General features: G+C 63.2%; 19 protein-coding genes. 6 read left to right on the top strand and 13 right to left on the bottom strand.

Going from position 1 to position 18091, the window contains the following annotated elements; translation table 11 throughout:
- From FOY53_RS23490 to msrP, 3 genes are all read right to left on the bottom strand, one after another.
- Positions 1-326: hypothetical protein (locus FOY53_RS23490; protein ID WP_222435312.1), on the bottom strand; the 326-nt coding region annotated here is incomplete at its 3' end.
- 25 nt (positions 327-351) lie between these two features.
- Entirely contained in the window at positions 352-957 is a 606-nt protein-coding gene (gene msrQ / locus FOY53_RS21590) for a protein-methionine-sulfoxide reductase heme-binding subunit MsrQ (protein ID WP_146592386.1), read from the bottom strand.
- Positions 957-1868 carry a protein-methionine-sulfoxide reductase catalytic subunit MsrP gene (gene msrP, locus FOY53_RS21585; RefSeq protein WP_146592385.1) on the bottom strand — a complete coding sequence of 304 codons (912 nt, stop codon included), beginning with the start codon at positions 1866-1868 and terminating at the stop codon, positions 957-959. Before msrP ends, msrQ begins: the two co-directional genes overlap by 1 nt.
- A gap of 228 nt (positions 1869-2096) precedes the next feature.
- Here msrP and FOY53_RS21580 point away from each other — a divergent pair, with 228 nt between their 5' ends.
- Positions 2097-2543 carry a DUF302 domain-containing protein gene (locus tag FOY53_RS21580; RefSeq protein WP_146592384.1) on the top strand — a complete coding sequence of 149 codons (447 nt, stop codon included), beginning with the start codon at positions 2097-2099 and terminating at the stop codon, positions 2541-2543.
- Between the two features lie 120 nt (positions 2544-2663).
- Here the strand turns inward: FOY53_RS21580 and clpB are convergent, their stop codons facing one another.
- Entirely contained in the window at positions 2664-5279 is a 2616-nt protein-coding gene (clpB, locus tag FOY53_RS21575; RefSeq protein WP_146592383.1) for an ATP-dependent chaperone ClpB, read from the bottom strand.
- Between the two features lie 353 nt (positions 5280-5632).
- Between clpB and pyrF the strand changes: the two genes are divergently transcribed.
- Together pyrF and FOY53_RS21565 are read left to right on the top strand one after the other, a co-directional pair.
- Positions 5633-6358 carry an orotidine-5'-phosphate decarboxylase gene (pyrF, locus tag FOY53_RS21570; RefSeq protein ID WP_146592382.1) on the top strand — a complete coding sequence of 242 codons (726 nt, stop codon included), beginning with the start codon at positions 5633-5635 and terminating at the stop codon, positions 6356-6358.
- Between the two features lie 92 nt (positions 6359-6450).
- Entirely contained in the window at positions 6451-6762 is a 312-nt protein-coding gene (locus tag FOY53_RS21565) for a hypothetical protein (protein ID WP_146592381.1), read from the top strand.
- Positions 6763-6846: 84 nt separating this feature from the next.
- Here the strand turns inward: FOY53_RS21565 and FOY53_RS21560 are convergent, their stop codons facing one another.
- Positions 6847-7308: an NUDIX domain-containing protein gene (locus FOY53_RS21560; protein WP_246107505.1), complete on the bottom strand. Its 462-nt coding sequence runs from the start codon at positions 7306-7308 to the stop codon at positions 6847-6849.
- A 66-nt stretch (positions 7309-7374) separates the two neighbouring features.
- Here FOY53_RS21560 and FOY53_RS21555 point away from each other — a divergent pair, with 66 nt between their 5' ends.
- Positions 7375-8628: a DNA polymerase IV gene (locus FOY53_RS21555; protein ID WP_146592380.1), complete on the top strand. Its 1254-nt coding sequence runs from the start codon at positions 7375-7377 to the stop codon at positions 8626-8628.
- Positions 8629-8664: 36 nt separating this feature from the next.
- Here FOY53_RS21555 and FOY53_RS21550 read toward each other — a convergent pair whose 3' ends face one another.
- Genes FOY53_RS21550 through FOY53_RS21530 form a run of 5 tightly spaced genes read right to left on the bottom strand, consistent with a single transcriptional unit; the run spans position 8665 to position 13240 of the window.
- Positions 8665-9396, bottom strand: coding sequence for an SDR family NAD(P)-dependent oxidoreductase (locus FOY53_RS21550; protein ID WP_146592379.1), 732 nt, complete (start codon positions 9394-9396; stop codon positions 8665-8667).
- Positions 9393-9956 carry a DUF3833 family protein gene (locus FOY53_RS21545; RefSeq protein WP_146592378.1) on the bottom strand — a complete coding sequence of 188 codons (564 nt, stop codon included), beginning with the start codon at positions 9954-9956 and terminating at the stop codon, positions 9393-9395. Before FOY53_RS21545 ends, FOY53_RS21550 begins: the two co-directional genes overlap by 4 nt.
- A 4-nt stretch (positions 9957-9960) precedes the next feature.
- Positions 9961-11196, bottom strand: a complete 1236-nt coding sequence (locus FOY53_RS21540) for an MFS transporter (RefSeq protein WP_146592377.1) — start codon at positions 11194-11196, stop codon at positions 9961-9963.
- The gene (locus tag FOY53_RS21535) at positions 11193-11948 is read right to left on the bottom strand and encodes a DUF1365 domain-containing protein (RefSeq protein WP_146592376.1); all 756 of its coding nucleotides are present in this window, start codon (positions 11946-11948) and stop codon (positions 11193-11195) included. Before FOY53_RS21535 ends, FOY53_RS21540 begins: the two co-directional genes overlap by 4 nt.
- The gene (locus tag FOY53_RS21530; protein ID WP_146592375.1) at positions 11945-13240 is read right to left on the bottom strand and encodes an NAD(P)/FAD-dependent oxidoreductase; all 1296 of its coding nucleotides are present in this window, start codon (positions 13238-13240) and stop codon (positions 11945-11947) included. Before FOY53_RS21530 ends, FOY53_RS21535 begins: the two co-directional genes overlap by 4 nt.
- Before the next feature lie 267 nt (positions 13241-13507).
- On the opposite strand from FOY53_RS21530, the gene FOY53_RS21525 reads away from it, so the two are divergent.
- Together FOY53_RS21525 and FOY53_RS21520 are read left to right on the top strand one after the other, a co-directional pair.
- Positions 13508-14020, top strand: coding sequence for a sigma-70 family RNA polymerase sigma factor (locus FOY53_RS21525; RefSeq protein ID WP_246107506.1), 513 nt, complete (start codon positions 13508-13510; stop codon positions 14018-14020).
- 5 nt (positions 14021-14025) lie between these two features.
- Positions 14026-14673 carry a ChrR family anti-sigma-E factor gene (locus FOY53_RS21520; protein ID WP_146592373.1) on the top strand — a complete coding sequence of 216 codons (648 nt, stop codon included), beginning with the start codon at positions 14026-14028 and terminating at the stop codon, positions 14671-14673.
- Positions 14674-14764: 91 nt separating this feature from the next.
- Here FOY53_RS21520 and lpdA read toward each other — a convergent pair whose 3' ends face one another.
- The 3 genes from lpdA to FOY53_RS21505 form a co-directional block, all read right to left on the bottom strand.
- Positions 14765-16510 (bottom strand): dihydrolipoyl dehydrogenase, encoded by a 1746-nt coding sequence (lpdA, locus tag FOY53_RS21515; protein ID WP_146592372.1) that lies wholly within the window; start codon positions 16508-16510, stop codon positions 14765-14767.
- 12 nt (positions 16511-16522) lie between these two features.
- Positions 16523-17833 carry a dihydrolipoyllysine-residue acetyltransferase gene (gene aceF, locus FOY53_RS21510; protein ID WP_281289607.1) on the bottom strand — a complete coding sequence of 437 codons (1311 nt, stop codon included), beginning with the start codon at positions 17831-17833 and terminating at the stop codon, positions 16523-16525.
- On the bottom strand, positions 17799-18091 hold a 293-nt coding region (locus FOY53_RS21505; RefSeq protein ID WP_246107504.1), incomplete at its 5' end, for a hypothetical protein. The genes FOY53_RS21505 and aceF, both read right to left, overlap by 35 nt.

Genomic DNA, 18091 nt, shown 5'->3' with positions numbered 1-18091 from the left:
CGTCCCGTTGTGCGCCTCAGCGCCGCCGGTGAAGGGGGTTCTAGTGTCACCCGACAAAACCCGCAAGCGCTTTTTTCCGCTTTGTCGCGTTTTTTCCAAAAAACCCGATTTCCCCATGATTTCAACGATTTGCTTAACGGAAGTTTCGCACCGCACCCCGCATTCGGCAACTTTCTTCCGCAGCGCAGCATCGCTGCCAAGTTACTCACAGGCTTATCCCCAACCAGCCCGGGCGGCAGCGCCTGCTGACTGCGCATTCCGCGCAATGTTCCGGGAATCGCCACCGCCGCAGAAGCAAAAAATCGCCCCGAAAGGGCGATTTTCATTCGAGACGACTCATCGGGGTGAACTTCAGGCCATCTGCCTGCGGCGCAACGGCGGCAGGCGCAGCGCCAACAACAGGACGATTGTTCCCAGATACAGCAGGGGTTCGATCTGAAATCCCTTGACCAGCATGATGAAGTGGACCGCCCCGAGCAATGTGGCGGCATAGACCAGCTTGTGCAGCCTGCGCCATTTCTGTCCCAGCCTGCGGATCGACCAGGTGTTGGAGGTGATCGCCAACGGGATCAGAAGCAGGAATGCAGCCATGCCAACCGTGACATACGGACGTTTGACGATGTCGGCCCAGATCTGGCTGACAATCTGCACGTCCAGAACCAGCCAGACCAGAAGGTGGGCCGAAACGTAATAGAAGGCGGCCAGCCCGATCAACCGACGGAACCGCAGCAGGTTCAGCCCGATGTGGCGCCGCAGGGGGGTGATCGCCAGCCCGGCCACGAGGAACTGCAATGCCAGCTCTCCCAACCGCGCTTCCAGCGCCTTGATCGGTTCGACCCCCAGCCCGCCGGTCAGGCCCTGATAGACAAACCATACCGGTGGCAGCGCACACAGGATGTACAGCGGCCAGGTGGGCACCAGGCGCAGGGTGCTGTTGGCCCAGGCAATTGGCTGCATCAGAAATTCCTGGCCAGATCCATACCTGCATACAGTCCGGCGACCTCTTGTTCATAGCCGTTGAACATCAGTGTCGGCTGACGCTTGGCAAACAGACCGCCGCCCACCAGCCGTTCAGTGGCCTGGCTCCAGCGCGGGTGATCGACCTCGGGATTCACGTTGCTGTAAAAGCCGTATTCATTCGGACCGGCCTTGTTCCAGCTGGTCGGCGGCTCGCGGTCCGTCAATGTGATGCGCACAATCGACTTGATCGACTTGAACCCGTACTTCCAGGGCACCACCAGCCGCAGCGGCGCGCCATTCTGGTTCGGGATCGGCTTGCCGTATATGCCGGTGGCCATGAAAGTCAGCGGGTGCAGTGCCTCGTCCAGCCGCAGACCCTCGACATAGGGCCAGTCGAGCACACGGTACGCAACGCCCGGCATTTCAGTCGGACGCAGAGCGGTCTCGAAGGCGACATATCTGGCCGAGGACTGCACCCCCGCCAGGTTCAGGAGATCGGCCAGTTCGAAGCCGTTCCACGGCACCACCATTGACCAGGCTTCGACACAGCGGAACCGGTAGATGCGTTCCTCGATCGTCATCCGGTCGAGAATATCCTGCATCGCAAATGCGCCGGGGTTGTCGACGAGACCGTCGATCTTGACCGACCACGGGCTGCTGGTCAGCGCACCGGCATAGCGGGCGGGATCGTCCTTGCCGGTGCCGAACTCGTAATAGTTGTTGTAGCTAGTGATCTCTTCGTAGCTGTTCGGCTCGAGAGCGGCGGCCTCCTGCGCTCCGGCCCGGCTGCCCAGAGCCCCCAGAATGGTCCCGGCCCCAAGGCCGCCAATGATCTGGCGGCGGTTCAGGAACGCCGCCCTTGGCGTCACGTCGGCGTGGGTCAGGTCATTCTTCCAGCGGTATGCCATGTGGCTCTCCTCGTTGCTCTTTCCTTGATTTAGGGGAACAGTACGGCTTGTCCAAACCACATTGGCTCACGTTGCTGTGCCAGAACTGAAATGTTCCGCCCTGCCCGCCCGTCGCAGCAGGGCAGTCGCCGGTTGCATGAATATTGTGCCGCGCGCAGATGCGCAGCCTTTGCAGCGTGGCGGCGATACGGGTTAGTCTGGGCTCATCAGTCACAGGGAGGACACAGGATGAAACCGCTGATACTACTGCTGGCGCTGACCGCCGCGCCGACCACGGCGCTGGCGCAGGACATGGTGAGCTATGACACCGACCAAAGCTTTGAAGATGTGACATTCGGCCTGGAAAGCGCGATCCTCGATCGCGGTCTGGTGGTGGACAGTGTCAGCCACCCCGGCGACATGCTTGAACGGACCCGTGCCGATCTGGGATCGGATGTGGTGCTGTTCCTTGAGGCCGATGTCTACAGCTTCTGCTCGGCGACACTGTCGCGCAAGGTGATGGAGGCCGATCCGATGAACATCCGGTTCTGTCCTTACGATATATTTGTCATGGTTCGTCCAGACACTGCGGATGTCACCACCATCGGTTTCCAGAGCTATCCCGACGGGGCGATGAAAGAGGTCGAAGCCTTGCTCGACAGCATCGCCCGGGCTGCAATCGGCATGGATGAGTAGCGACCCCTCGTTGAGGTGCTGCAGGTATTGAGACATCCGTCGGTCGCAGAGAGCCGCGCTTGATCCGAAACGCAAAAGGCCCGCCGGTCTGGCGGGCCCCTTCCGGTATTTCAGGCCGGGTCAGTGGACGACGGCATCGTCCGGTCTTGGCCGGTTGGACGCGGCAACCCGGTCACCGATGATCAATCCGTCCGCGCCGGCACTCACCGGCACAAGATCTCCATCGCTGATGTCTCCGGCTAGCAACATCTCGGCCAGAGGATCCTGCAATGCACGCTGGATCACCCGCTTGAGCGGGCGCGCCCCGAACACCGGATCATAGCCTTCGTCCGCCAGCCACTTCAGTGCCGCGTCATCCAGTTGCAGCTGCACCTTGCGGGCCGCCAGCCGCTTGAGCAGCCGCGCCATCTGGATCGTCACGATACCGGTCATGTCACCACGGCTCAGGCGGTCAAAGATGATCGTCTCGTCCAGACGGTTCAGGAACTCGGGCCGGAAGTGGGCCCGCACCGCATCCATGACGTCCCGGTGCACTGACGTGCTGTCGCTGCCCTCAGGCAATTGGCTCAGCGCCTGACTGCCAAGGTTCGAGGTCAGGATGATCAGCGTCTGCTTGAAATCCACGGTGCGGCCCTGACCATCGGTCAGCACACCGTCGTCCAGCACCTGCAACAGCACGTTGAACACGTCAGGGTGCGCCTTTTCGACCTCGTCGAACAGCACCACCTGATAGGGACGCCGCCGCACAGCCTCGGTCAGCACCCCGCCCTCGTCATAGCCGACATAGCCCGGAGGCGCCCCGATCAGACGCGAGACCGCATGCTTCTCCATGAACTCGGACATGTCGATGCGCACCATCGCGTTGTCGTCGTCAAACAGGAATTCGGCCACCGCCTTGGTCAGTTCGGTCTTGCCCACACCCGTCGGCCCGAGAAACAGGAACGAGCCCAGAGGCCGGTTCTCGTCGTTCAGACCGGCACGGGCACGGCGCACCGCATTGGCCACGGCCTTGACCGCACGATCCTGACCGATGACCCGCTTGTGAAGGCCATCTTCCATCCGCAGCAACTTTTCCCGCTCGCCTTCGAGCATCCGGCTTGTCGGAATCCCGGTCCAGCGTTCCACCACCTGAGCGATCTGCTCGGGGCGGACAGCCTCTTCGACCATCAGATCGCCTTCGGCTTCCTCGGCTTCTCCCAACTGCTTTTCCAGCTGCGGAATGACGCCGTAGGACAGCTCTCCGGCGCGGGCCAGATTGCTTTCGCGCTTGGCGATCTCAAGCTCGGCACGGGCATGGTCCAGTTGCTCCTTGAGCGCTCGGGCAGCGCCCAGCTTGTCGCGCTCGGCCTGCCATTTGGCGGTCATTTCCGCGGCACGCTCCTGCACCTCGGCCAGTTCCTTCTGCAGCTTTTCAAGCCGGTCCTTGCTGGCCTGATCGTCTTCTTTCCGCAGCGCCTCCTGTTCGATCTGCATCTGCAGGATGTTGCGGTCCAACTGGTCCAGTTCTTCCGGCTTGGAATCCACTTCCATCCGCAGGCGGCTCGCCGCCTCGTCCATCAGGTCGATGGCCTTGTCCGGCAGGAAACGGTCGGTGATATAGCGGTGCGACAACGTCGCCGCCGCAACAAGGGCGCTGTCCGAGATCCGCACACCGTGGTGCAGCTCGTACTTTTCCTTGATGCCGCGCAGGATGCTGATCGTGTCCTCTTCGGTCGGCTCGTTGACCATGACCGGCTGGAACCGGCGGGCCAGCGCCGCGTCCTTTTCCACGTGCTTGCGGTATTCGTCCAGCGTGGTTGCGCCCACGCAGTGCAGCTCACCCCGGGCCAGCGCCGGTTTCAGCAGGTTGGACGCATCCATCGCGCCATCGGCCTTGCCCGCGCCCACAAGCGTGTGCATCTCGTCGATGAACAGGATCACTTCGCCCGCGGCCTCGGTCACTTCGGTAAGGATCGCCTTCAGACGCTCCTCGAATTCACCGCGGTACTTGGCGCCGGCAATCAGCGCGCCCATGTCCAGCGCCATCAACCGTTTGTTGCGCAGCGATTCGGGCACGTCGCCATTGACGATGCGCAGCGCCAGCCCCTCGGCAATCGCGGTTTTACCGACGCCGGGCTCCCCGATCAGAACCGGGTTGTTCTTGGTCCGGCGGGACAACACCTGCATGGCGCGGCGGATTTCCTCGTCGCGGCCGATGATCGGGTCGATCTTGCCCTGCTCTGCCGCTTCGGTCAGGTCGCGCGCGTATTTTTTCAGCGCGTCATAGCCTTCTTCCGCGCTCGCGGTGTCCGCGGTGCGTCCCTTGCGGATGTCGTTCACCGCCTCGTTGAGTTTTTGCGGTGTCACCGCGCCGGCCTCGAGCGCCTCTTTCGCAGGCGACTTGACCATGCCCAGCGCCATCAGGATGCGCTCGACCGGAACGAATGAATCCCCGGCCTTGCGGGCAATCTTCTCGGCTTCGTCCAGCACCTTGCCGGTGGTCGAATCCAGATACACCTGTCCGGAATCGCCGCTGACCTTCGGGATCTTGTTCAGCGCCACCTCGGTGGCCTGCAGCACGCGTTCAGGCGCGCCGCCGGCACGGGTGATCAGGTTGCTTGCCAACCCCTGATCGTCGTCCAGCAATGCTTTCAGAATGTGTTCCGGGCTCAGCCTCTGGTGGCTTTCCCGCATCGCGATCGTCTGGGCAGCCTGAATGAAGCCGCGCGACCGTTCCGTGAACTTCTCCAAGTTCATGGGCCTTCTCCTTTGCTATAAGCGCCCCGTTCGCGGCATGCCCGGCTATGCGGCACATCCCTGTCAGGGCCTCGCCCAAAACATGGGCACCGCTGCTGCGTTCCGCAAGGGACTTCGGGACAAAACCGCGCCGCACCTGCCGGGGCGGATCGGGACGTGCTCCGCAACGCCGGGGCCCCTCCCGCAGATCGACCGCCACCCCGCCCGGAGGGATGCGGCCCATCGGTGAAGCCTTCGCCCCGCCCGTCGCCCAGGTGCCCGGTCAGGGGTGGAACCCGTTCCGGAATTCGATTAATCGACACGGGACCGGCGGTGTTCTGGCCGCCCGTCTGACCACAACCGGAGTCAGCATCATGTCCCTACCATCGCCTGCCGATCTTTCCGCCAACTCTGCCGATGATCGCCTGATTGTGGCGCTCGACGTACCGAACGCGCTCAGCGGTCTGGCGCTTGCCGAACGGCTTGGACCGGCGGTGTCGTTCTACAAGATCGGTCTGGGCATGCTGACCGGCGGCGGGCTTGCTCTTGCCAACGAGCTCAAGCAGGAACACGGCAAACGCATTTTTCTGGACATGAAGCTGTTCGACATCAGCGCAACGGTCGAACATGCGGTGCGCGGTCTGGCGCAATTCGACATCGACTTCCTGACAGTACATGGCGATCCGCATGTGGTGCGCGCTGCCAAGCAGGGGGCGTCGGGCAAGGACATGAAGATTCTGGCTGTCACCATTCTGACCTCGCTGGACCGTGCGGATCTGGATGACTGCCTGATCCAGCAAGGCGACATCGCGGATCTGGTCGTCGAACGGGCGGCGCGCGCGCTTGAGGCCGGTGCGGACGGTGTGATCGCTTCGCCGAACGAGGCGGCGCTGATCCGGGCGCTGCCGCAGGCACAGGGCAGGCTGATCGTCACCCCCGGGGTGCGCCCCGCGGGCGCGGACAGCGGCGATCAGAAACGCATCGCCACGCCACACAAGGCGATGAGTGACGGCGCGGATCACGTCGTGGTTGGCCGGCCGATCTGGCAGTCCGACGACCCCCGCCGTGCGGCCGAAGAGATTTTGGCAAGTTTGCCCTGACGCGGCGGATGCAAGCCCAAAACATCAGTGGATGAAACTTTTTGCGGAGCTGCAGCGTTAACACATCATAAATGATGGTTTACAGGTGCAACATGCAGACGAGCAGAACGCAGATCGGCGACGTGACCTATAACGCCGTAACCCAGAGCTTCGAGGCGCTGGTCACTTTCCACACACAGGCCGGACGCATCCGCGTCGCTGCCCAATACGAAGCCTCTCTGGCCGAGGACTTTGAACTCGTGACCGAAGGTCTGTGGCAGGACGCGCTGAACCGGCGACAGGATCCGAACGCGCTGCACGCGCGGCTCGAGGCGCACCGGGTGGTGTCCCGCCGCCGGGCCCAGCGCAGCCTGCCGCCACTGCAGCGCTGGTTTGACGTGTTGATCGGGAGCGACGCTGCCTGACCCGACGCCCTGTCTTCCCCCCCTGTCACAGGTTCGACATTCCCGGTCCTGTGACAGCTGGGCCTTGAGCCTTCTGTCCCGGGCTCAAGGCCCTTTTTTCAGGTCTGAGTCCGCCAGGCGCGAGTTGTCATTGCCTTTACTGGCCAGATACTGCCGCAGCATCCACTGAAAATGCGGAATGGCGTCCGCGCGGCCCAGGTAATCTGGTGGCAGGATCAGCGTCCAGCCGACGCCTTCGTCACCAAACCTCACCTGACCGGCCGCAGCGATGGCGACGTGCGCGGCAAAGAACCAGCTTCGCTGGCCCTCGGCGCTGTCATAAGGCTGGCGCCAGACCAGTTGATGACGGTTGAGTCGCAGCCCGATCTCTTCTTCGGCTTCCCTGAGGACACAGTCCTCGGGTGTCTCGGCGCCTTCGCGCCCGCCGCCGGGAAAATCCAGAAAACCGGGAAAAGGAATGCCCGGGGTATGGTCGCGGCGGATGACGAGCAGCCGGTCGCCGACAAACAGCATGACCTTGGCACCGATGAATGCATCCTGTTGCATGGCGTTGGTGTCCTTCATCAAGCTGCTCTAATATGGCCGACATACCTTAACCGACGGCTGTGATCCATGCCTGCCCTTTGCCGTGATTGCCTGAACCAGTTCGACGCCGCGCCGCGTTGCCCCACCTGCCGCAGCCCGCGCATCGTGCGGCATGACGAATTGTGGGACCTGTCCATCGCCCATATGGACTGTGATGCCTTCTATGCTTCGGTGGAAAAACGCGACAACCCCGACCTGGCCGACAAACCGGTGATCATCGGCGGCGGTCGGCGCGGGGTGGTGTCGACCGCCTGCTACATTGCCCGGATTCGCGGTGTCCGCTCTGCCATGCCCATGTTCAAGGCGCTGGCGTTGTGCCCTGACGCGGTGATCGTCAAACCCCGGATGCAGGCCTATGTCGAGGCATCGCGGGCGATCCGCGCGATGATGGAGACCCTGACGCCTGCGATCGAACCGCTGTCACTGGACGAGGCCTTTCTGGACCTGTCCGGCACCCGGCGGCTGCACGGGGCACCGCCGGCGGTGATGCTGGCTCAACTGGTCCGGCGCATGCGGTCGGAACTGGGGCTGACGGGATCCATCGGACTGTCCCATAACAAGTTTCTGGCCAAGATTGCCTCGGATCTGGACAAACCGCACGGCTTCTCGGTGATCGGGCGGGCCGAAACCGATGCCTTTCTGCGGCCCAAGCCGGTGCGGATGATCTGGGGCGTCGGCGCCGCGGGCCAGGAGGCGCTGGAACGCGCGGGCATCCGCACCTTTGACGATCTGCTGCGGTGGGACCGGCACGACCTCGGCGCGCGGTTCGGTTCGATGGGCGACAGGCTCTGGCATCTGGCGCGGGGCATCGACCGGCGTCGCGTGTCGCGCGACACGGCGATGAAGTCGATCTCGAACGAAACCACGTTTCACGACGACACCTCCGACCCGGATCTGCTGGACGGACATCTGTGGCGAATGTGCGAAAAGGTCGCTGACCGGGCCAAGGCCAAGGATCTGGCGGGCCGCGTCGTGACGCTCAAGCTGAAGCGCGCGAACTTTGCCCTGATCTCACGGCGTCTTGCCTTGCGGGACGCCACACAGATGGCGGACCGGATCTACCGCACCGCGCGCGGACTGTTCGATCAGGTCGGCGATCAGGGGCCCTACCGGCTTATCGGCGCCGGGCTGTCCGACATCTGTCCGGCACAGGATGCGGACCGCAGCCCGGATCTGCTTGACCCCGACGCGGCGAAACGCGCCCATGCCGAGCGCGCGACCGACGCGATCCGTGCCCGGTTCGGACCCGATGCGATCCTGAAGGGCCGTGCCTTGCGCTAACCTACAGATGGTGCAGCCCTGTCACAGAGCGCCGCTCTAGCCGAACAGCCTGTAATAGACGCCGTCCGGCAGCGCCACGCTTCCCCGGAAAACCCAGGAAAACAGCGTCGGAAAGCTGCGTTTGAAGGCGTGCCCCGACATGTGTTCGACGCAGATCCGAGCCGCCTCTTCCGGCTCCATCAGAAAGGGCATCCTGAAATCGTTCCTTGCCGTCAGCCGTGTTCTGATGAACCCGGGGTTCAGCAATTGCACCTGCACACCGGTTTTGCGCAGATCGCTGTACAAGGATTCCGCCAGCGCCATCACGCCGGCCTTGGATGCGGAATAAGCCGCCGATTCCGGCATGCCGCGATAGCCCGACAGGCTGCCCGTCAACACGATATGTCCCCTGTTGCGCCGGACCATGCCCGGCATGACCGCCCCCACCAGACGCATCGCCCCGGTAAAATTCACATCCGCCGTGGCAATGGCCTTTTCAACGCTCCAGTCCTTGGCCCCGAACGGCCAGTACACCCCTGCCAGATAAACGATGCCGTCAATGTCTCCGATACGCTCCGCCGCTGTGGCAACCGCGTCCGCATCGGTGACATCCAGAGGCACGACTTCGGCCCGACCCGGCAGCGCCCGGCCCAATTCGTTCAGACGGTCCTCGTCGCGTGCCGACAGGATCAGCGAAACGCCCATACGGCTCAGATGTTGCGCAAGCGCAGCCCCCAGACCTTCGCTCGCTCCGACCAGCCAATAGCGCTGTCCGCTCCAGTTTCTCACGGGACATTCTTTCTGCGGATGGTCGCGACCAACTCGGCGACCTTGATACCGTATTTGCGGAACTGCGACCGGTTGACGATGGTCCCGTTCGGAGCAAGGTACATCCAGTCGGTGCTGCTCAGGACATGGCCGCCCGCATCCTTGGGCAACTTGATCCGGTAGGTCAGCTGCACCGCCGGGCCGACCTGCCAGCCGAGGCCGGTGCCGATCACGTCGGCTGCCGTGGCACGTATCCGACCGTCCGCCTCCAGCGTCAGATGCCACTCACGGTCCTGCACCTCGCCGCTGTCGTACAGAAAACGCTCTGACATCACGGCCGTATTGCCGGTCCACGTCACGTCAAAGTGGCCGACAAACCGCGATGTCACCCGCCCCAACGGTCCGAAAATCACCCCTTCGCACAGCAGCGGGCCATTCAGGTGTCGGGGAAGATCGAAGGACTGCGAGCCGTGCGCGTAGTCCTGGGGTTTCTGGGCGGAGAACCCGTAATAGCGCCGTTTGACCACAAGAGCCCCAGCCGCCAGCAGGGCTCCGAACAGAACATACAAGAGGGGTTCCATCTTCTTACTCCTCCAGTCTTGTGGCGCACAGAAGTGACAGCGCCACCAGCTTTAGCGCACAGGGCACCAGCGCATAAAGCAGGGTCAGCGTCCACAGGGCATTTTCGGAGTTTCGGATGCCCGAGGTAAATCCCGCCGCTTCTAGCGTAGGAAGTAGTGCCAAAGCTGCGAATGCCAGCGTGAATTTCGAAACAAAGGACCACAGGGCAAAGCCTTCGGCGGCATTCGGCGCGATCTTCGCCATCCGGCGGGCAAAAAGCGCTGGTAACACTGTCATGTCCGCTCCCAAGGCGGCCCCCGAGGCCAGGCAGATCGCTGCAAAGGCCCAAGTGTCCCCTTCGCGCAGCAATAGCACAAGGCTGAACGCCAGCACAGACAGGACCATGGCGCTCATCAGCACCCGCTTTGCCCCGATCCGTTCCGCGAGCAGCCCCCAGAGAGGCGCGGCAACCGCCGCCGCAACAAAGAACATCAGCAGCAGCGGCCCCTGCCATCCCGGTGCATCCAGCCGGCTTTCCACATAGAACAGAAACAGGCTCGACGTGACGGCCACCGGGGCCGCATTGGCCAGCGCCACCAGCAGCAACCGGCGCGCGGTGGTGTCCCGCAGCACCGGTGCAAAGCCGGAGGGAACCCGCGACATGCCCTTGCTCCATTCCGCCCGCATCATCATCGCGGCCAGCACCGCCACGGCGGCAAAGACCAGGGCAAAGCCTGCAAACGGCTTCCAGCCCAATGCCAGAAACACTGCCGGAAGGATCGAGGCGACGCATACCCCCAGCAGCCCCCCGCATTCCCGCCAGCGGGCCAGACGCAGATGCCCTGCGCCTGAGGGGTCCAGTTCAACCGCCTTGGCGACACCTCGGGCATAAAAGATGATCGTCAGGAACGAGAACGCGGAGAACACCAGCGTCAGCATCGCCGCAAACCACCAGATCGGCGAAACCGGCGGGGCAACAACGAAGAGTCCCAGCATGCCCCCCACCATGAGCGCCACCGCCACAGCGGCTGCCGCCCCCTGCCAACGCCTCAGCACTGCGGCCAGTCGTCCAAGCAGCGGGTCCTGAACCACGTCGATCAGACGCAGCGCAAACAGGACCGCGCCCAGGCTGGTCAGACTGACGCCGTAGCTGTCGACATAGAACTTGGGCGCGTGGATGTAGATCGGCAATCCGGCCGCCGACAGAACCGCTGCAAAGACCGCATATGCCGTGAGCCGCTCGGGTCGTGTGGTCGTCACCGGGACACGTCCCGCACCGGCGGTTCGGGGCGTGTGCGATACCGCGCGCCCTTCCACCACAGCTTGAGCGCCTGCCAGTGGATCAGTGCCAGAACCCGCCGTGCGCCAAACGGACGCCGCAGCGCCGCCTGCAGGATGCTGCCATTGCTCAGCGGACGGCGCGGCCCGGTCAGCGTGGCCACCAGCCCGCCACTGCCTTCGCTGAAGTCGATCCATATCCCGATCCGGTCGGGCCGGATGTCAAAGCGGAACTCGTATCCGCCAGCCACAGACTGGAACGGCGACACATGGAATATCTTGGCCGCGCACAATCGGTCCGCCGCCAGGATCTCTGACCCATCAGCCTTGGTGCAGAGATAGGAATGCCGATCGCCGAAGGTGTTGGACACTTCGGCGATCACGGCCACCATGCGGCCCCGGTCGTCGTGGCACAGCCAAAAGCTGACCGGATTGAACACATGGCCGAACATGCGCGGCTGCGCCAGCAACAGGAGTCTGCCCGGTGCAGCCACCGCGTTTGCGTCCAGAACCTCTCGGACCCAGTCCACGCCGCGCCCTTTGCCGGGGGCCCCGCCGTGGTCGCGGTCGTGCAAGGACGTCAGTCCTGCAGAATTGCGCCGGAAGAGGAAGGGAAGACGTGGACGCGCTTCGGGGTCAAGCAACACATAGTCGATCGAATAGCGGAAGGCATTTTCGACCGCGCCCTTGCGCCCGTGCCAGGTGTGGCCGGCGATGTGGTCGACCCCGTTCATGCCGCTGTCGAAACCGCATCCCGCGCGCGGATCGACTCGACCACGTCAACCGCGCTGCCGAGCCCATCCTCGTGAAAGCCGTTTTTCATCCAGGCGCCACAGAACCAGGTGTTGCCGGTGCCGTTGATGTCCCGCACCAGTTCCTGCGCATTCAGCGCGCCGGTGTCATACACCGGATGGCGCAGCACGGTTTCGTCGTGGATCAACTCTTCACGAATTGTCCGGGTCGAATTCAGCGTCACAAACAGCGGATCATCCTGTGGAATCGGTTGCAGCCTGTTCATCCAGTAAGTCAGGTCGATCTGGTTCATCACCTTGCCGCTGTCCTCGGTATAGTTCCAGGATGACCAGCAGACCTTGCGCCGCGGCATCACCCGGTGATCGGCATGCAGTACCACGCGATTGGGCTGATAGCGGATCGCCCCCAGCGCCTTTTGCTCCAGCACGGATGCATCCGCCAGAAGCCGCAGGGAATCGTCTGAGTGGGTGGCAAGGATCACGTCATCATATCTTTCCCACTCACCGCCCCAGGTCCGCAACTCGATGCCCGCCATCACCCGGCGCACCGCCTCGACCGGGGTGGACAACCGCACCTGCGCCCCCTGGTGTGCCAGTGTGGCCCCCAGGCGGCGCACGTATTCGACCGACCCACCCTCGACCGTATACCACTGGTGCTGGCCGGTGTGATGCAGCAAGGCGTGATTTTCAAAGAACTGAACCAATGCGTGCGCCGGAAAGTCGAGCACGGTTTCCACCGGCGTCGACCAGATCGCACCCGAAAGCGGCAACAGGTAATAGTCCCGGAACCAGGCACCGGTGCCCAGCCTGTCGAGAAACGCTCCCAGCGTCAGCGTGCGGTCGCGCGACAGCTCCAGCGCCCGGGCATTGAAGCGGAGGATGTCGCGCACCATGCCAAGGAACCGCGGGTTCACGGCATTGCCCTTTTGCGCGAACAGTGCGCCCAGCGATTCCAGCCCGTATTCCAGCGCACCGCCCCGCAACGAGGCGCCGAAACTCATGTTGCTTTTGACCACCGGCACATCGAGACGCGCAAACAACTGCGCCATATGCGGGTAATTTGCATAGTTGAAGACGATGAAACCCGTGTCCACCGGCTGATCGCCGCGCTTGCCGGCCATCCGGGTGCGGGCATGCCCCCCCAGCTGCGGCTCGGCCTCGTACAGGGTGACGTGGTGGTCATCCGCCAAAAGATGCGCTGCCCCCATTCCCGATATCCCGGCGCCGATCACGGCAATTTTTCTCGGCGCGGCGGCGCGGGCTTCAAACGGCATTTGGCACTCGTCTCCTGATCGGGGCTATCAGGGTCTTACGCGCGCCGGACCGGATTGGATGAAAAAGAATGATTCACGCTGAATGTGATCCGTCCTTTCCGCCGAGCCGTACGTCATGCATGCTACTGACTGACACAGATCCAACAATTTCCGCGGCACGGCCGGGCCTTTTCGGCGACGGGCCCCATATCGCTGGATTGGGGAACGGTCGGGAAGGGTATGGTGACGTTCGAACCGAGAGAACCAAAGGCCGACTGGGTGGATCAGATGATCCGCGTCCGCGAGCAAAGGGATCAGGCCGCGTTTGCCGATCTGTTCCAGCACTTTGCGCCGCGGGTGAAGGGATTTCTGATGCGGTCGGGTCTGGCGGCGGACCTGGCCGAAGAATGCGCGCAGGAAGCACTGGCGACGGTGTGGCACAAGGCGCACCTGTTCGATCCTGCCCGCGCCAGCGTGGCGACCTGGGTGTTCACCATCGCGCGCAACAAGAAGATCGACGCTCTGCGGCGACAGAAACGTCCCGAACCCGAAGACCTGTTCTGGGGGCCCGAAGCCGCACCGGAACCGGCCGATGTCCTTGCCCTGCAACAGGACAGCGACACTCTGGTGACAGCCCTGACCGCCCTGCCCGCGAAACAGCGAGAGCTGATCGAAAAGGCCTACTTTGGCGACCTGTCTCATGGTGAGATCGCCGCACAGACCGGTTTGCCGCTGGGCACCATCAAATCCCGCATCCGGCTGGCGCTGGAACGACTGCGCCACAGCATGAAACAGAAGTGACCCCGATGATCACACACCACCCGACCCCGGATTTTCTGATGGCCTATTCCGCCGGATCCCTGCCCGAGGCGTTTGACCTGATCGTCGCGACTCACCTGTCGCTCTGCGACACATGCCGCGCCGAAGTCGGCAGCTATGATGCGCTTGGCGGCGCCCTGCTGGACACGACAGCGGCCGCCGAACTGACAGGGTCCGGCATTGACAGGCTGCTCACCGGAATCACCAGCGATCGGTTGCCCGGGGATGACAGCGCCGCGCCACCGTCCGCCGATCCGGACTTGCCTGTTCCGCTGGCGGCCTACGTCGGCGCAAGGTTGAAGGATGTCAGATGGCGGCCCGTCGGCATGGGCGTGAAACAGGCGATCCTGCCGACCGCGCCCGGCGCCACCGCCCGGCTGCTGTTCATACCCGCAGGCACGGCCGTGCCGGATCATGGCCACAGGGGCACCGAACTGACCCTGGTTCTGAGGGGCGCCTTCGAGGATTGCGGCGGACGGTTCGCCCGGGGTGATGTCGAACTCGCGACGCCGGAGACCGACCATATGCCGATAGCCGACATAACCGAAGACTGCATCTGCCTTGCGGTCACCGACGCTCCGCTTCGCTTCAAGGGATTGCTGCCGCGCCTGGTGCAGCCCTTCCTGAAAATCTAGGCAGGGCATGTTGCGCGGGCGCCTCTTGCCCGGCGGTCAGAATGCAAAAACGGGCCCCGACGGGCCCGTTTTCCAGAACTGATGTAATGCCTCAGTGCTTTTTCTTCTTTGGCGGCATGAGGTCGGTGATGGTGCCCTCATACATCTCGGCGGCAAAGTTCACCGTTTCCGACAGGGTCGGGTGCGGGTGAATGGTGTGGCCCAGATCAACGGCGTCCGCCCCCATCTCGATCGCCAGGGCGACTTCGGAGATCAGATCGCCGGCGTTTGTGCCCACGATCGAGGCGCCGATGACGCGCTGGTCCTCTGGATCAAACAGCACCTTGGTCATGCCTTCGCTGCGCCCGTTGGCCAGGCTGCGGCCCGACGCGGCCCAGGGGAACACCCCCTTTTCGTACTTCACGCCCTTGGCCTTGGCTTCGGTCTCGGTCAGGCCAACCCAGGCGACCTCGGGATCGGTGTAGGCGACCGAGGGGATCACCTGCGCGTCAAAGAACCGCTTCTCGCCGGCGCAGACCTCGGCGGCCACCTTGCCCTCGTGCACCGCCTTGTGCGCCAGCATCGGCTGGCCCACCACGTCGCCGATGGCAAAGATGTGCGCCACGCCGGTACGTTGCTGGCCATCCACGGCGATAAAGCCGCGGTCGTCCACCGCAACGCCTGCGGCACCGGCGTCGATCAGCTTGCCGTTGGGTCTGCGCCCGACCGAGACCAGCACCTTGTCAAAGGTGTCAGAGGAAACTTCACCCTTGTCATCCTCGAAGGTGACCTTGAGCCCGGCCTTCTGGGCCTCGACATTGGTCACCTTTGTCTTGAGCATGATCTTTTCATAGCGCCCTTCGATGCGCTTGTGCAGAGGCTTGACCATGTCCTTGTCAGCGCCCGGCATCAGCTGGTCCATGAACTCGACCACCGTGACCCTTGAGCCCAGCGCGTCATAGACGCAGGCCATCTCGAGACCGATGATCCCGCCGCCCAGCACCAGCATCCGCTTGGGAATGTCCTTCAGTTCCAGTGCGCCGGTGGAATCGATCACCCGCGGATCGTCATGCGGGATGAAGGGCAGGTTCACCGGTTCGGAACCCGCCGCGATGATGCACTGGTCAAAGCTGACCTTGGTGGTGGCGCCGTCGTCGCCCTCGACCGCGATCATGTTCGGGCCGGTAAAGCGGCCATACCCCTGCACAACCTTGACCTTGCGTGCCTTGGACAGACCGCTCAGGCCGCCGGTCAGCTGGCTCACCACACCGGACTTGAAGGCGCGCAGCGCATCAAGATCGACCTTCGGCTTGCCAAAGCTGACCCCATGACTTTGCATCTCTTCGGCTTCGGTGATGACCTTGGCCACGTGCAGCAGAGCCTTGGACGGGATACAGCCCACGTTGAGACAGACGCCGCCGAGGTTCGGGTACTTCTCGATCAGCACAACGCTCTTGCCCAGATCCGCCGCCCGAAACGCTGCGGTGTAGCCGCCGGGGCCAGAGCCCAGGACAACAACTTCGCCGTGCACGTCGCCCTTGCCCGTGGCGGTGCCAGAGGCTGCCACGGATGTTGGCGCGTCCCTGGTCGCTTCGGCTTTGGGCGCTTCCTTTGGCGCATCGCCGGACTCGGCGCCTTCGAACACCATGAACACGGTGCCCTCGGAAACCTTGTCGCCTTCCTTCACCTTGATCTCGATGACCTTGCCGGCGGCCGGCGAGGGCACTTCCAGCGTCGCCTTGTCCGATTCCAGTTCGATCAGCGCATCTTCCTTGGCCACGGTGTCACCCACCGCGACCAGGATGGTCACGACCGGCACATCCTTGAAATCGCCGATGTCGGGTACCTTGATTTCCATCTCAGCGCCCCCTTACAGCATCAGCCGCCGGGCATCGCCCAGCAGGTATTTCAGATGTGCGGCAAAGCGCGCCGCAAGCGCGCCATCAACCGCGCGGTGATCATAGGACAGCGACATCGGCAGGATGTTGCGCGCCACGAACTCGGTGCCGTTCCAGACCGGTGCCATCTTGGACCGCGTCAGGCCCAGAATTGCCACCTCGGGTGCATTGACGATGGGCGTGAACGAAGTCCCGCCGATGCCGCCCAGAGACGAGATGGTAAAGGTTGCGCCCTGCATGTCCGGCCCTTTAAGCGCGCCGTCGCGGGCTTTCTTGGACAGTTCCTGCAGATCCTTGGAAATCTCGACAATCCCCTTGCGGTCGGCATCCTTGATCACCGGCACCATCAGACCGTTCGGCGTGTCCGCCGCAAAACCGATGTTGTAGAAATCCTTCTTGATCAGCTTGTCGCCGTCGGGATGGATCGAGCTGTTGAATTCCCAATGCTTCTTCAGCGCCGAAACCGAAGCCTTGACGAGGAACGACAGCAGCGTGACGCGGTAGCCCTCTTCCTTGGCCTGCGTGTCGAGCTCCTTGCGGTACTTGTCGAGCTCGGTGATGTCGGCTTCTTCGTTGTGGGTCACATGCGGAATGTTCAGCCACGAGCGGTGCAGCGCCGGGCCCGAGATTTTCTTGATCCGCGACATTTCCACGTTTTCGACCGGGCCGAACTTGGAGAAATCCACTGTCGGGATCGGAGGAATACCCATGCCGCCAGACACTGCGCCGCCACCGGCAGCAACCGGAGCGATCTGCGTTTTCAGCGCCTTTTCAACGTCCTCGCGCAGGATTCGACCCTTGCGGCCCGATCCGTTGACCTTGTTCAGGTCCACCTCGACCCGGCGGGCGTAGGCGCGCACGGACGGCGAGGCATGGACCTTCGAGAAACCGGCATCCGTCACCGGCGCCGCAGCGGGTGCCGCGGCTTTGGGGGCTTCGGCCTTCGGCGCTTCGGCTTTGGTTTCCTGGGCCGGGGCGTCACCCGAACCGGATTCTTCGATCACCATGATCATGGTGCCTTCGGAAACCTTGTCACCTTCGGAAACCTTGATCTCCTTGATCACACCGGCATAGGGCGATGGCACTTCCAGCGTCGCCTTGTCGGATTCCAGTTCGATCAGGGCGTCTTCCTTGGCAACGGTGTCGCCGACCGAAACCAGAATGGTCACCACCGGAACGTCTTTGAAATCGCCGATATCGGGGACTTTTACGTCAGTTGTCATGTTCTCTGTCTCCTCGTTCCGCTGCTCAGACCAGGCGCGGGTTCGGCTTGCCGCCGTCAATGTCGTATTTGCTCAGGGCGGATTGCAGCTCTTTTTCAGAGACTGTCCCCTCGCGGTACAGATCCACCATCGCGGCGGCCGCGATGTGGTTGGCGTCCACCTCGAAGAAGCGCCGCAGGTTCACCCGGCTGTCCGAGCGGCCAAAGCCGTCGGTGCCCAGAACCGTGTACCGGCCCGGCACCAGTTCCCATTCATTCTGCCCATGTCGGGCAGGTTTATCGGGTTCATTATCGATGGCATGCCTATTTTGGCGCGGAC

The sequence above is a fragment of the Puniceibacterium confluentis genome (assembly GCF_007923445.1).
GTDB lineage: Bacteria > Pseudomonadota > Alphaproteobacteria > Rhodobacterales > Rhodobacteraceae > Puniceibacterium > Puniceibacterium confluentis.
This window is presented reverse-complemented; position numbering and strand designations above follow the sequence as displayed.

Coding starts and splice junctions, on each gene's coding strand:
- FOY53_RS21520 (WP_146592373.1), top strand. CDS start 14,026: ATGATCACACACCACCCGACCCCGGATTTTCTGATGGCCTATTCCGCC.
- FOY53_RS21525 (WP_246107506.1), top strand. CDS start 13,508: ATGATCCGCGTCCGCGAGCAAAGGGATCAGGCCGCGTTTGCCGATCTG.
- FOY53_RS21565 (WP_146592381.1), top strand. CDS start 6,451: ATGCAGACGAGCAGAACGCAGATCGGCGACGTGACCTATAACGCCGTA.
- FOY53_RS21530 (WP_146592375.1), bottom strand. CDS start 13,240: ATGCCGTTTGAAGCCCGCGCCGCCGCGCCGAGAAAAATTGCCGTGATC.
- FOY53_RS21545 (WP_146592378.1), bottom strand. CDS start 9,956: ATGGAACCCCTCTTGTATGTTCTGTTCGGAGCCCTGCTGGCGGCTGGG.
- FOY53_RS21560 (WP_246107505.1), bottom strand. CDS start 7,308: ATGCAACAGGATGCATTCATCGGTGCCAAGGTCATGCTGTTTGTCGGC.
- FOY53_RS21555 (WP_146592380.1), top strand. CDS start 7,375: ATGCCTGCCCTTTGCCGTGATTGCCTGAACCAGTTCGACGCCGCGCCG.
- lpdA (WP_146592372.1), bottom strand. CDS start 16,510: ATGGAAATCAAGGTACCCGACATCGGCGATTTCAAGGATGTGCCGGTC.
- clpB (WP_146592383.1), bottom strand. CDS start 5,279: ATGAACTTGGAGAAGTTCACGGAACGGTCGCGCGGCTTCATTCAGGCT.
- FOY53_RS21580 (WP_146592384.1), top strand. CDS start 2,097: ATGAAACCGCTGATACTACTGCTGGCGCTGACCGCCGCGCCGACCACG.
- msrQ (WP_146592386.1), bottom strand. CDS start 957: ATGCAGCCAATTGCCTGGGCCAACAGCACCCTGCGCCTGGTGCCCACC.
- msrP (WP_146592385.1), bottom strand. CDS start 1,868: ATGGCATACCGCTGGAAGAATGACCTGACCCACGCCGACGTGACGCCA.
- pyrF (WP_146592382.1), top strand. CDS start 5,633: ATGTCCCTACCATCGCCTGCCGATCTTTCCGCCAACTCTGCCGATGAT.
- FOY53_RS21535 (WP_146592376.1), bottom strand. CDS start 11,948: ATGAACGGGGTCGACCACATCGCCGGCCACACCTGGCACGGGCGCAAG.